Annotated in this window: 16 protein-coding genes; all 16 read left to right on the forward strand. The window is 50.8% G+C overall.

The features are described 5' to 3' along the window. Positions 1–8 precede the first annotated feature (8 nt). The 16 genes from KQI12_RS08170 to KQI12_RS08245 all read left to right on the forward strand — a co-directional run bounded on the left by KQI12_RS08170 (position 9) and on the right by KQI12_RS08245 (position 12,108). On the forward strand, positions 9–611 hold the full coding sequence (locus KQI12_RS08170) for a phage scaffolding protein (protein ID WP_216572472.1): 603 nt from the start codon (positions 9–11) through the stop codon (positions 609–611). 45 nt (positions 612–656) lie between these two features. Continuing rightward, positions 657–1,838, forward strand: a complete 1,182-nt coding sequence (locus tag KQI12_RS08175) for a phage coat protein (RefSeq protein WP_216572473.1) — start codon at positions 657–659, stop codon at positions 1,836–1,838. 15 nt (positions 1,839–1,853) lie between these two features. Further along, entirely contained in the window at positions 1,854–2,237 is a 384-nt protein-coding gene (locus tag KQI12_RS08180) for a hypothetical protein (RefSeq protein ID WP_253290917.1), read from the forward strand. Next, positions 2,231–2,602, forward strand: a complete 372-nt coding sequence (locus KQI12_RS08185; protein WP_216572474.1) for a hypothetical protein — start codon at positions 2,231–2,233, stop codon at positions 2,600–2,602. The genes KQI12_RS08180 and KQI12_RS08185 overlap by 7 nt, the downstream gene beginning before the upstream one ends. A 32-nt stretch (positions 2,603–2,634) precedes the next feature. After that, positions 2,635–3,156 carry an HK97 gp10 family phage protein gene (locus tag KQI12_RS08190; protein WP_253290918.1) on the forward strand — a complete coding sequence of 174 codons (522 nt, stop codon included), beginning with the start codon at positions 2,635–2,637 and terminating at the stop codon, positions 3,154–3,156. After that, positions 3,153–3,581, forward strand: a complete 429-nt coding sequence (locus KQI12_RS08195) for a DUF6838 family protein (protein WP_216572475.1) — start codon at positions 3,153–3,155, stop codon at positions 3,579–3,581. The genes KQI12_RS08190 and KQI12_RS08195 overlap by 4 nt, the downstream gene beginning before the upstream one ends. A gap of 4 nt (positions 3,582–3,585) precedes the next feature. Further along, positions 3,586–3,786, forward strand: coding sequence for a hypothetical protein (locus tag KQI12_RS08200; RefSeq protein WP_216572476.1), 201 nt, complete (start codon positions 3,586–3,588; stop codon positions 3,784–3,786). Between the two features lies 1 nt (position 3,787). Continuing rightward, the gene (locus KQI12_RS08205; RefSeq protein ID WP_216572477.1) at positions 3,788–5,104 is read left to right on the forward strand and encodes a phage tail sheath C-terminal domain-containing protein; all 1,317 of its coding nucleotides are present in this window, start codon (positions 3,788–3,790) and stop codon (positions 5,102–5,104) included. Between the two features lie 14 nt (positions 5,105–5,118). Then, complete coding sequence (locus KQI12_RS08210; protein ID WP_216572478.1) at positions 5,119–5,592, forward strand: phage tail tube protein; 474 nt, start codon at positions 5,119–5,121, stop codon at positions 5,590–5,592. A gap of 72 nt (positions 5,593–5,664) precedes the next feature. After that, a complete protein-coding gene (locus KQI12_RS08215; RefSeq protein WP_216572479.1) occupies positions 5,665–6,090 on the forward strand; it encodes a phage portal protein in 426 nt (141 codons plus the stop codon). A gap of 302 nt (positions 6,091–6,392) precedes the next feature. Continuing rightward, positions 6,393–8,453 carry a tape measure protein gene (locus tag KQI12_RS08220; protein WP_253290919.1) on the forward strand — a complete coding sequence of 687 codons (2,061 nt, stop codon included), beginning with the start codon at positions 6,393–6,395 and terminating at the stop codon, positions 8,451–8,453. Continuing rightward, positions 8,453–9,124: a LysM peptidoglycan-binding domain-containing protein gene (locus KQI12_RS08225; protein ID WP_216572481.1), complete on the forward strand. Its 672-nt coding sequence runs from the start codon at positions 8,453–8,455 to the stop codon at positions 9,122–9,124. The genes KQI12_RS08220 and KQI12_RS08225 overlap by 1 nt, the downstream gene beginning before the upstream one ends. A gap of 15 nt (positions 9,125–9,139) precedes the next feature. Beyond that, positions 9,140–10,099 (forward strand): hydrolase, encoded by a 960-nt coding sequence (locus tag KQI12_RS08230; RefSeq protein ID WP_216572482.1) that lies wholly within the window; start codon positions 9,140–9,142, stop codon positions 10,097–10,099. Continuing rightward, positions 10,083–10,472, forward strand: a complete 390-nt coding sequence (locus tag KQI12_RS08235; protein ID WP_371817995.1) for a DUF2577 domain-containing protein — start codon at positions 10,083–10,085, stop codon at positions 10,470–10,472. The genes KQI12_RS08230 and KQI12_RS08235 overlap by 17 nt, the downstream gene beginning before the upstream one ends. After that, complete coding sequence (locus KQI12_RS08240) at positions 10,472–10,876, forward strand: DUF2634 domain-containing protein (RefSeq protein ID WP_253290920.1); 405 nt, start codon at positions 10,472–10,474, stop codon at positions 10,874–10,876. The genes KQI12_RS08235 and KQI12_RS08240 overlap by 1 nt, the downstream gene beginning before the upstream one ends. Continuing rightward, positions 10,876–12,108, forward strand: a complete 1,233-nt coding sequence (locus KQI12_RS08245) for a baseplate J/gp47 family protein (RefSeq protein WP_216572483.1) — start codon at positions 10,876–10,878, stop codon at positions 12,106–12,108. The genes KQI12_RS08240 and KQI12_RS08245 overlap by 1 nt, the downstream gene beginning before the upstream one ends. The last annotated feature ends 10 nt before the right edge of the window (positions 12,109–12,118 follow it).

Below are 12,118 nucleotides of genomic sequence, written 5' to 3' on the forward strand. Positions count from 1 at the left end.
TTATCACTATGACAAAGGAAAAATTGCTGGAATGGGGTTTGACCGAGGAACAGGCCAACAAGGTTATGGAAGGCTTGAACGGTTCTTTTGTCACCAAAAGCCGTTTCAATGAGGTCAACACCGAACTGACCAACGCAAAGAACACGATCAAAGAGCGTGACACCCAGCTTGAAACGCTGAAGAAGTCCACGGGTGACACCAAGGCGCTTCAGGATCAGATTACCCAGCTTCAGGCCGACAACGCCAATCAGAAAAAGGCCCATGACGCTGAAATGAAGGCGTTGAAGATCGGCAATGCTGTTGATATGGCATTGACCGGAGCCAAAGCAAAGAACAACACCGCAGTTAAAGCGCTGATGGCTGATTTTCTTGCCAAGGCTGAACTGGCCGATGATGGCACGGTGAAGGGCTTGGGTGACGAGATCAAGAAGCTGGTGGAAGGTCAGGACACGGCTTTCCTGTTTGACAGCAAGGCCCCCGATAAGAAGTTCAAGGGAGCCAAACCCGGTGAAAAGAGTGATACGCCCCCAGCTGGTGATGATGTTTCCAAAATGACCTATGATGAACTGTGTCAGTATTTGGAAGCCCACCCTGACGCAAAGTTGGATTAACCGACACCCCTACAAATCTTATTTTTAGAAAGGAAGTTTTGAACTATGCCTAACACTAAGTTTGATTCCAAGAGTTTCAACGCTGAAGCGTTCAAGTACATGGTTGGCCGTGTTCCCAACCTGAACATGAACGAAATCAAGAAATCCCGTGCGCTGGCCGCAAACCCTGACATTCGTGAAGTGTTCAGCGGTCAGAACGGTACCGCCTACGCCCGTATTGCCATGCGTGGCCTGATTGACGGTGATGCTGTGAACTATGACGGTTCTACTGACATTACCGCCACTTCCACCAAGACCTTTGAACAGGGTGTTGTGGTGGTTGGCCGTGCCAAGGCGTGGAAAGAGCGTGATTTTTCTTATGATGTGACCGGTGGCGTTGATTTCATGGCGAATATCAGCGAACAGGTTGCACAGTACAAGGATGAACTGGATGAAGCCACCATCCTTTCCATCCTGAAGGGCATTTTCGCTATGTCCACCGCCGATGCCAAGAACAAGGAATTTGTGGAGAAGCACACCACCATCGTTCCCGGTGCTATGACCGCCACCACCCTGAACACGGCGGCAAACAAGGCTTGTGGTGCGAACAAGAAGAAGTTCACTTTGGTTTTCTGCCATAGTGATGTTTCCACCGGCCTTGAAAACCTGAACCTGATCGAACGCCTGAAGTACACCGACAAGGACGGGATTCAGCGTGATTTGGAACTTGGCACTTGGAACGGCAAGTTGGTGATTGTCACCGATCAGATGCCCGTTACTGAGGGTTACTTTGACGCTGAATCCGGTGGTGAAGGCGCTTTGAAGATTGTTGCTTCCGGTACGCCCGCCGCTGGTGAAATTCTTCTGTCTAAGGTTACGCCGTATTTCGGCACCAAGACGCTTGCGGCGGGTGACTATGTGGCCGCTGGTGTTCAGTACACCACCTATGCCATGGGCAATGGCGCTTTCTCTTATGAGGATATTGGCGTCAAGGTTCCCTATGAAATGGCCCGTGATCCCAAGACCAACGGCGGTGAAGATTTGCTGTATATGCGTCAGCGTAAGGTTTTCGCCCCCTTCGGCCTGTCTTATGAGAAGAAAACGCAGGCAAGCACCAGCCCCACGGCGGCTGAACTGGAAAATGGCGGCAACTGGACGCTGGTTCATTCCGGTGAAGGCACCGCAAGTCAGCGTTCTTACATCAACCACAAGGCCATTCCCATTGCCCGGATTCTTTCCCGTGGCTAAAGGCGGTGAACCCCGTTGCGTGATAAAGCGGTTGCAATGCTGACGGCCCTTGGCGTGGCGGGGGCCGCTGATGATCCGCTGTTGGATATTGTGTTGAACAATGTTCAATGGCGGATCAAAAACCTTTCCAACCTTTCCGAAATCCCGGAAGGGTTGGAAAGTTTGGCCGTTTCTATGGCCGTGGGCGAATACCTGAACATGAAGAAGTGTTCTGGACAGCTTGAAGGGTTTGATCTGGATGCGGCGGCGGTGAAGTCCATTCAGGAAGGCGATACCAATATTACCTTTGCCCTTGGTGAAGGGAGTTCAACCCCTGAACAAAGGTTGAACAGCCTGATTGATTATCTGATCAACGGGCGTATTAGTGAAATCTACCGTTATAGGCGGCTGGTATGGTAAACAAAGCCGTAAGAACCGCCTTGGAACGGTTGTGGCAGGATCGGTGTTCTATCTTCATTCGTGAGGAAGTCACCGATCCTGATACCCACCTGACTGATTTTCAGGATTCGCCGCTTCTGGAAAATCAGCCGTGCAAGCTGTCTTTTGAAACATTAACTTCAACGGGCGGGGATGAAGTGGCAACCATCCAACAGGTGGTGAAGCTGTTCATTTCCCCGGATGTGAAAATCCCCGCTGGTTGCAAAATCATTGTTACCCGGCCAAACGAAACAGAACGAACCTTCACCTATACCCGATCCGGTGAACCGGGGGTATTTTCCAACCATCAAGAAATCATGCTTGAACCCTTCCGGGGGTGGGCCTGATGGGAAGATGGGGCCGGTGTGATTACCGGGAATTGAAGGAATTGGACGAACGCCTTCAACAGCTTTCGGAAGCTGACATGGATCAGCTTTGCAGACAAGCCGCCAATCAGGTTGCCCAAATCCTTCTGAACAAGGTGAAGAAAAGAACCCCGGTTGGCGTAAAGCCTACCTTTGACGAACCCAAGACCGTGAAGGTGAAGGGCGCAAGCGGGAAAAGCAAATCTTTCCTTACCCGTTCCGGTGCCATTCTGGATCGGTATTGGGCCGGTTATCGGGGTGGTTCGTTGCGGGATGCGTGGATGATCCTTCCGGTTGAAAAACACGGTGATGTGTATGAAATCACCGTGGTCAACAACTTGGATTATGCGTCCTATGTGGAGTACGGCCACCGGCAAACGCCGGGGCGATATGTTCCCGCTTTGGGCAAGAGCCTGAAGGTCAGTTGGGTAAAGGGCCGGTTTATGCTGACCATTTCCGAACAGGAAGTGAAGGTGCTGGCCCCGGAAGTTCTGAATGATATGTTGTATAACGCTTTGAAGGGGGTGTTCGGTTGATCAATGAAATCATCAAAGGTGTTTCAATCAAACTGAACACCGCCTTTGAAGGGAAGTACAAAATCTATCAGAACGATGTGGAACAAGGGTTTACCATCCCTTGTTTTTTCATTTCCGCCCTGAAGCCTGACATTTCCCCTTTGCTGAAAAACCGGTATATGAACCGGAACCCGTTGGATGTTCATTATTTCTCCACCAGCGGACGGAACAACGCCGAAATGTTCACAATGGCCGGGGATTTGATGGAATGTTTGGAGTTCATCACCCTTCCCAATGGGGATGTGCTTCACGGAACTTCCATGAGTTATGAAGTGGAAGATGGGGTTCTTCATTTCTTCGTGAACTACAATCTGACACTTCGCAGAGAAACCGAGGAAACCGCAATGGAAACCTTGGAAACTACTGTGGAGCCAAAGAAAGGGTGATTGAATGGCTACCAGAAAGAAAACCACCACGCAGGAACCGACCATCACGGCCCCGGTGGTATTCCCCAAAGAACGGGTGTTGACCTTCAAGCGTTACGCCGAAAGGCGTGATCTTCTGTCTGTCCTGTTGGAAGATGGGAAGGAATACACCTTTGATCAGATTGATGGCCTGATCAATGACTTTATGAAAGGTAAGGTGAACTAATATGGCCCTTGGCGGCGGCACCTTCTTGGTGCAGAACAAGGTTCTGCCCGGTGCGTATATCAACTTCATTTCCGTGGCGCAGGCAAGCGCCACCCTTTCTGACCGTGGCATTGTCACCATCCCCCTTGCCATGAATTGGGGGCCTGAAGGCAAGATTTTCACGGTGGAACAGGCTGACTTCATCAAGAACAGTCAGAAAATCTTCGGCTATGCGTACACGGCGGATGAACTGAAGCCGATGCGTGAAATTTTCCTTCACGCCAAAACGGTTCATTTCTTCCGCCTTGGCACCAGCGGCGTGAAAGCGTCCAACACCTTTGCAACGGCCAAATACCCCGGCACCCGTGGTAATGACCTTCGTACCGTTATCACGGCCAATGAGAACACCACCGAACTGAAGCCCCTGTTCGATGTGGCAACCTTCTTGGGAACCGTTCAGGTTGACCTTCAGGAAGGCGTGGCCGCAATCACCGACCTGAAGGCCAATGATTATGTGGATTGGAAGTCCAGCGGAACCCTTTCCCTGACCGCTTCCTTGCCCCTGACCAACGGCACCAATGGCACGGTGGCGGATTCTGATTACCAGACCTATCTGGATCAGGCGGAAGCCTATACCTTCAACGCTATGGGTTGCACGGAAAGCAAGGCCACCGTTACGGCCCTGTTCGCCGCTTTCGCAAAGCGTATGCGTGATGATGTGGGCAAGAAGTTTCAGGTGGTGCTTTTCCGCAAGCTGGCCGACTATGAAGGCGTTGTGAGCGTGAAGAACGGCCTGACTTCCGACAAGACTTCCACCGCCCTGATCCCTTGGGTTACGGGTGTGATCGGCGGAACGGCGGTCAATAAGAGCGCCACCAACATGACCTATGATGGTGAATACGATGTGGACACCGATTTCACGCAAACCCAGCTTGAAGCCGGTATCAAGGAAGGTTCCTTCATGTTCCATCGTGTGGATGAAGCGGTTTGTGTCCTGACGGATATTAACAGCTTCATTTCCATCACGGATGAAAAGTCCAGCGATTTTTCCAGCAACCAGACCATCCGAGTTCTGGATCAGATTGCCAATGATATTGCCGTCCTGTTCGGCAAGAAGTATCTTGGCAAGGTTCCCAATGATGCCGCTGGCCGGATTTCCCTTTGGAACGATATTGTGAAGCACCACACGGAACTTCAGGATATTCGGGCCATTGAGAACTTCAGCGGCGAAAATGTGACGGTTGAAAAGGGCGATACCAAGAAATCCGTGGTGGTTACGGACTATGTAACCCCCGTGAACGCTATGGAACAGCTTTATATGACCGTCTATGTGCAGTAAGGAGGTAACACAGCATGGATAGAACCATTATGAACGCCAAGGATGCTGTTTCCGCTTCCTTGGCTGAATGTTTCGTGACCATTGAGGACAACCGTTATAACTTCATGCAGGCTATCAACCTTGAAGCCAATTTTGAGAAGAACAAAACGGAAGTTCCCATTTTGGGCAAGACCGGCAAGGGCAATAAGGCCACCGGCTGGAAGGGTACGGGTTCCGCAACCTTCCACTATAACACTTCCATCTTCCGTGAACTGATGAAGCGTTATAAGGACACCGGCGAGGATGTCTATTTTGACATTCAGGTGACAAATGAAGATCCCACTTCTTCTGTGGGCCGTCAGACCGTGATCCTGAAGGATTGCAACATGGATGGTGGCTTGCTTGCCAAGTTTGATGCTGATGCGGAATACTTGGATGAAGATATGGATTTCACCTTTGAAGATTTCGAGTTGCCCGAAACCTTCAGCCTTCTGGCCGGTATGCAGTAAGCACAAGCCCCGGCCTTACTTCGGTATGGGCCGGGGCCTTTTTTCTTATCAAAAATATAGGAGGAAATTTATATGAGCCTGTCCGCTTTTCTGGCTGAAAACGCCATTCCCGTTGAGAACATCAAGTTTGTTGTTTCCAAGCGTTTCTTGGGTGAGGATGGGAACCCCATTCCTTGGGAGATCAAGACCATCACCGGCACCGAGGATGAAGCCCTTCGGAAGTCCTGTGCAAAGCGTGTTCCCGTTCCCGGCAAGAAGAATCAGTATCAGAAGGAAACTGATTATGATCTTTACCTTGGCAAGCTGGCCGTGGCTTGTACCGTGTTCCCCAATCTGAATGATAAGGAACTTCAGGACAGCTACAAGGTCATGGGCGCTGATGCCCTTCTGAAAACCATGCTGACCCCCGGCGAATATGCCGAATACCTGACCAAGATTCAGGAAGTGTGTGGTTTTGATACCACCATGCAGGATGAGGTTGATGAAGCAAAAAACTAATCTGTGAAGGTGATGGTGAAGCGAACATTGCTTACTATTGCCTTCACGAACTTCATTTGACACCTTCCGCCTTTTATGCTTTGCCCCGCCGTGAACGGGCCTTCATCATTGCGGCCATTGATGTTCGGGTGGAAGCTGAAAAGAAGAAGCAGAAGGAAATTGAACGCAAACAGCGCCGGGGCCGACACCATTAAGGCCCCGGCCATTCTCCAAGAAAGGTGGTGATCCCTGTGGGAACTATCCGAACCGCTATTGCCCTTTATGATGGTGTTACCAGCCCCCTTCAGAGTATGCACAAGGCTATGGGTGTTGTGCTGAACACCTTTGAATCCATGCAACAGGCTTCCGGTAGAGCCGTTGACACGGCGGCAATCCGGGAAGCCCGTGAAGAATGGGCGAAAGCGGGAACCGCCTTTGATGCCATTGAAGAAAATATCAGGAACGCCAATAATGAACAGCAAAAGTTCAATAATTCCATTCGTGGGGGTAACAATTCCGCCAATGGACTTCTGTCCACCATCAAGAAAATTGCCGTTGCCGCTGGTGGTATCGTCGGGATCAATAAGGTGCAGAACATTTCGGATAAATTGGCAAGCACCAAGGCCCGGTTGAATCTGCTGGTGGATGATGGCGGTTCCGTGGAAGAACTGGAAAAGAAGATTATGGCTTCCGCCCAGCGTTCCCGATCCGCTTACTTTGATACCGCTTCCGCCGTTGCCAAACTTGGCCTGAACGCCGGTAACGCCTTCGGTGGCAATATGGATCAGGTCATTGCCTTCATGGAACAGGTGAACAAACAGTTCGTTATTGGCGGTGCTACGGCCCAAGAGCAAAGCAACGCCATGATCCAGTTGACACAGGCAATGGCGGCGGGTGCGCTTCGTGGTGAAGAACTAAATTCCATTCTGGACGGTGCGCCGGGTATCGCAAGAGCCATTGAAAAATATATGGGCATTGCGGAAGGTTCCATCAAGTCTGTTGCACAGGAAGGCAAGGTAACGGCTGAAGTGGTGAAGAACGCCATGTTTGCTATGGCGGACGAAACCAACGCAAAGTTCGATTCCATGCCCAAGACTTGGGCGCAGATTTGGGCCGGGATGAAGAATCAGGCCCTTTCCATGTTCGCCCCGATCCTGACTAAAATCAATCAGATTGCCAACAGTTCCAAGTTCCAGCAAGTGACCACGGCCCTGATCAATGGCCTTGCCGGGGTTGCCAATATCGCTTCTTCGGTGCTGGATATTCTGATTTCCATTGCTTCCGTGGTGGTGGATAATTGGAGTTGGATTCAGCCTATTATCATGGGCATTGTGGCTGCTATGCTGATCTATAACGGTGTGGCGCTGGCAACGAATATCATCATGGGTATTCAGGCAACCGCCAAGGCCGTTCATGCGGCGGCAACCGCTATGGAAGCGGGAGCCACTTTCACGGCTACTGTGGCCCAGCAGGGCCTAAATGCGGCGCTTTTGGCTTGCCCCCTTACATGGATCATCCTTCTGATTATCGCCGTGATTGCGGCTATCTATGCGGCTTGTGCGGCGGTTGCAAAGTTCACCGGTGTTGCCAATAGCGGCTTCGGCGTGATTTGCGGCGGAATCATGGTGGTGATCGCCTTCTTCCAAAATCTTGGCCTGTCCGTGGCGAATATCGCCTTGGGTATCTGGAACGCTTTGGGGGCCTGTGCTTCCAACATCGGAACGGCCTTCCACAATGTCATTTCCAATGTTCAGGGATGGTTTTACAACCTTCTTTCCACCGCCCTTACCGTTGTGGCCGGTATCTGTGAAGCCCTGAACAAGTTGCCCTTTGTCGAGTTTGATTATTCCGGTATCACCAGCAAAGCAAGCGAATATGCGGCTAAATCCGCTGAAGCCTATGGCAATGTGGAGGAATACAAGAGTGTTGCCGATGCCTTCAATGAAGGAATGTCCACCTTCGACACCTTCAAGGATGGTTGGGCCGCTGATGCTTTTGCTTCTGGTTCGGCTTGGGGTGATGGCGTGGCGGACAAGGTTTCCGGGATGTTCGATTTTTCCGCCTTGGATTCTATGGGCGCTGATGCCATGGATGCTTTCAACCTTGGCAACAGCCTTGATGATATTTACGGGAACACCGGTGATATTGCAAACAACACAGCGGCCACCGCTGATGCTTTGGATGTTACGGAAGAAGATTTGAAGTATCTTCGTGACATTGCGGAGCGGGAAGCAATCAACCGGTTCACCACCGCTGAAGTTAAGGTTGAACAGACCAACAACAACTATATTTCCGGTGACACCGATCTTGATGGAATCATGGATGCTTGGGCCAATGATTTTGCTGAAAAGCTGGATGTTTCCGAGGAAGGGGTGCATGAGTAATGGCGTACAAGATGTATATTTCCGGTGTGCTTATGCCCATCACCCCTTCCAAGGTGACGGTCAAGATCAACAACCAGAATAAGACCATGACCTTGATCAACGGGGAAGAAATCAACATTCTGAAGGCCGCTGGCCTGTCTGATGTGTCCTTTGAACTGTTGCTTCCCCAAGTGTCCTATCCCTTTACCAATGGCGGAGCGCAGACCGCCGCCTATTACCTTTCCCTGTTTGAAAGGCTGAAGGTGAGCAAATCCCCGTTCCAATTTATCCTGAACCGGCAGAAGCCCGGTGGCGGAATGTATCACTTCACCAACCTGACCGTGGGCCTTGAAACTTACGAAATTGTTGATGATGTGGATGAAGGCTTTGATGTAAAGGTGAAAGTGAACCTGAAGCAGTACAGAGCCTATGGAACAAAAACCGTTACCATCAAACCCGCCGCCACTTCCGGGGCCACTTCCACGGCTACGGTTCAGGCGGCACCGAGGGCAACCACCAGCGCCCCGAAAGCGGCCACCTACACGGTGAAGGCGGGGGATTGCCTTTGGAACATTGCCAAAAAGCAGTTGGGCAACGGAGCCGATTACACGAAAATCTATAATCTGAACAAAGACAAGATCAAGAACCCGAACCTGATTTATCCCGGTCAGGTTCTTACCTTGCCTTCCTGAAAGGGGTGATTCCGTTTGGCAGTTGAATTGTTCATCCAGCATAACAGCACCATTCAATTCCCCGTTGTCGAGGAAGGCGCACGGCTGACCTTGGAACGCAAGGGAACCCCCGGAAAGCTGGAATTTACCGTGGTGAAGGGGCCGGGGCTGAACTTTGCTGAAGGTGATCCGGTGAAGCTGACTGTGAACGGAACCGCCATGTTCTATGGCTTTGTGTTCAAGAAAAAGCGTGACAAAGGCGGCACAATCAGCGTGACCGCCTATGATCAGCTTCGTTACCTGAAGAATAAGGACACCATCACAGAAGAAGGGCTGAAGGCTTCCGACCTTCTGAAGCGGCTTGCAACCGATTTCCGGTTGAACCTTGGCACGGTGGAAGATACCGGATATACCCTTGAAACCATCGTGGAAGAAAACCAAACTCTGTTTGATATGATTCAGAACGCCCTTGATGAAACCCTGATGAATACCAAACAGCTTTATGTTTTGTACGATGATGCCGGGAAGCTGACCTTGAAGAACATCAATTCTATGAAGCTGAACCTTCTGATTGATGAAGAAACCGGTGAAAACTTCAGCTATGAATCCAGTATTGATGAACAGACCTACAACAAAATCAAACTGGCCTATAACAATGAAAAAACCGGCAAGCGGGAATTGTTCATTGCACAGGACGGGGAGAAAATGAACCAATGGGGTGTTCTTCAGTATTTTGAGGAAGTGCAGACACAAACCGGCGCTTCCGCCAAGGCGGATGCCCTGTTGAAACTGTATGATCAGAAAACCCGCAAGCTGACCATTCAGAACGCCTTTGGAGATGTGCGGGTTCGTGCTGGAAGCGCCGTGGTGGTTGCCCTGAACCTTGGCGATATTGTCACCAACAATTACATGGTGGTGAACAAAGTCACCCATACATTCAAGGGTGATGAACACATGATGGAACTTGACCTGATCGGGGGTGAATTTATTGCCTAATCCTGTTGAAGTGGTGAAACGGGCGGCGGTGGAAGCGGTGGAAGCCGGGAAACCGGTGAACATTCTGTTTGGAACCGTCCTTTCCGCTTCACCCCTGAAAATTCAGGTGGATCAGAAATCCATCTACACTTCCAAAATGCTGATCCTGACACGGAATGTGACTGATTTTGAAGTTGATATGACGGTGAACCACAGCACGGAAGAAAAAGGCGGTGGTTCCGGTGCGGCGGCTTATGAAGCCCACAAACACGCCTATGTTGGCAGAAAGACCTTCAAGGTTCACAACGCTTTGAAGGCCGGTGAAAAGGTGCTTCTGGTTCGGGTTCAGCAAGGCAAAAAATTTGTGGTCATTGACCGGGTAAAGGGGGATTGATGATGATTCCACAAGTGCAGGACGATATTAAACAGGATTTCACCATTGAAACCCTTCCAAGCCGAACATTCAGGATGAACCACAACACCCTGACCATCATTGGCACCATTGATGAAATCCAAGCTGTGGAACAGGCGGTGTTCCTGATTCTGAACACAGAACGCTATGAATGGCTGATTCATTCTTGGGATTATGGGGTTGAACTTCATAACCTGATCGGGAAGGATGTGGAATACTGTATTCCCGAAATTGAACGCCGGGTTCGTGAAGCCTTGCTTCAGGATGATAGAATCACGGCAGTTCAAAACTTTGAATTTACGGTGAACAAAAAACAAGTGCTGACTACCTTCACGGTGGTCAGCATTTTTGGTGAAATCAATGCAGAATTGGGGGTTGAAATCTGATGTATGAAGCACAGACCTATGAAGCAATCCTTTCCCGGATGCTTCAGAAGGCGCTTTCCATCAATGGCAATTTGGACACCCGTGAAGGTTCGCTGGTTTGGTGCGGTGATGCCCCCGCCGCCGTGGAATTGCAGAACCTTTATATTGCCCTTGATACGGTGCTGAATGAAACCTTTGCGGACACCGCAACCCGCCCTTATTTGATTTTGAGGGCGGCAGAAAGGGGCCTGACACCGCAACCGGCAAGCCCCGCCGTGTTGCAGTTGTCGATTACGCCAACCAGCTTGCACCTTCCCATGAATACCCGCTTTTCTATCGGGGAACTGAACTATTATGTTTCGGCTGATCGTGGAAGCGGCAACTATGAAATCACCTGTGAAACCGATGGTGAAGCCGGGAACGATTACACCGGAACGGTGATCCCCATTGAGTATGTGGAAGGGCTGGAAACCTGTACCATTTCCGCTGTGGTGATCCCCGGTGAAGATGAAGAAGATACCGAGGTTTTCAGACAGCGGTATATGGACAGCCTGAACGCCCAAGCCTTCGGCGGCAACCGTGCGGACTATCTGGAAAAGGTGAACGCCATTCCCGGCGTTGGCGGCGTGAAGGTTTATCGGGTTTGGAACAGCGATTTGAACCCGTCCAAGCTGATTCCGCCCACGGGAACCGACACTTGGATCAGCGGCCTTTCCGGTGTGTCCGAGGAAATCAAGGCGTGGTTGGATTCCGTGTATGCGGCGGGAGCCAACAACAAACTGACCGTGGGCGGAACCGTCAAGCTGGTTATCATCAACAGTTCCTTCAAGAAGCCTTCGGAAACCCTTGTGGATCAGGTGCAGACCGCAGTTGATCCCCTTCAGAACGCCGGTGAAGGTGTGGGCATTGCGCCCATCGGCCATGTGGTGAGGGTGGAAGGCGTTGGAGAAGATACCATCAACCTTTCCTTCGATTTGTACTATCAGCGGGATTGGAGTTGGGATGATGTTTCCGCCTATGTTACGGAAGCAATCAATGGGTATTTCTTGGAACTGGCCGAAAGTTGGGCGGATCAGGATGAAGCCCTTGTGGTGCGTATCAGTCAGGTTGAAAGTCGCCTGTTGGGTATCACCGGTATTCTGGATATTGCCAATACCAAAATCAACGGTGAAGCGGCCAACTGTACCCTGACGCTGGATCACATTCCGGTTCTTGGCACCCTTGAACCCGGAACCATTGTGATTGGCGGATAAGGGGGCCGGG

The organism is Pseudoflavonifractor sp. MSJ-37, from assembly GCF_018917965.1.
Lineage (GTDB): Bacteria > Bacillota > Clostridia > Oscillospirales > Oscillospiraceae > Pseudoflavonifractor_A.

What these genes read in the sequence shown, in the direction of transcription:
- KQI12_RS08170 (WP_216572472.1), top strand. Translation starts at nt 9, where the DNA reads ATGACAAAGGAAAAATTGCTGGAATGGGGTTTGACCGAGGAACAGGCC.
- KQI12_RS08175 (WP_216572473.1), top strand. Translation starts at nt 657, where the DNA reads ATGCCTAACACTAAGTTTGATTCCAAGAGTTTCAACGCTGAAGCGTTC.
- KQI12_RS08185 (WP_216572474.1), top strand. Translation starts at nt 2,231, where the DNA reads ATGGTAAACAAAGCCGTAAGAACCGCCTTGGAACGGTTGTGGCAGGAT.
- KQI12_RS08200 (WP_216572476.1), top strand. Translation starts at nt 3,586, where the DNA reads ATGGCTACCAGAAAGAAAACCACCACGCAGGAACCGACCATCACGGCC.
- KQI12_RS08205 (WP_216572477.1), top strand. Translation starts at nt 3,788, where the DNA reads ATGGCCCTTGGCGGCGGCACCTTCTTGGTGCAGAACAAGGTTCTGCCC.
- KQI12_RS08210 (WP_216572478.1), top strand. Translation starts at nt 5,119, where the DNA reads ATGGATAGAACCATTATGAACGCCAAGGATGCTGTTTCCGCTTCCTTG.
- KQI12_RS08215 (WP_216572479.1), top strand. Translation starts at nt 5,665, where the DNA reads ATGAGCCTGTCCGCTTTTCTGGCTGAAAACGCCATTCCCGTTGAGAAC.
- KQI12_RS08220 (WP_253290919.1), top strand. Translation starts at nt 6,393, where the DNA reads ATGGGTGTTGTGCTGAACACCTTTGAATCCATGCAACAGGCTTCCGGT.
- KQI12_RS08225 (WP_216572481.1), top strand. Translation starts at nt 8,453, where the DNA reads ATGGCGTACAAGATGTATATTTCCGGTGTGCTTATGCCCATCACCCCT.
- KQI12_RS08240 (WP_253290920.1), top strand. Translation starts at nt 10,472, where the DNA reads ATGATGATTCCACAAGTGCAGGACGATATTAAACAGGATTTCACCATT.
- KQI12_RS08245 (WP_216572483.1), top strand. Translation starts at nt 10,876, where the DNA reads ATGTATGAAGCACAGACCTATGAAGCAATCCTTTCCCGGATGCTTCAG.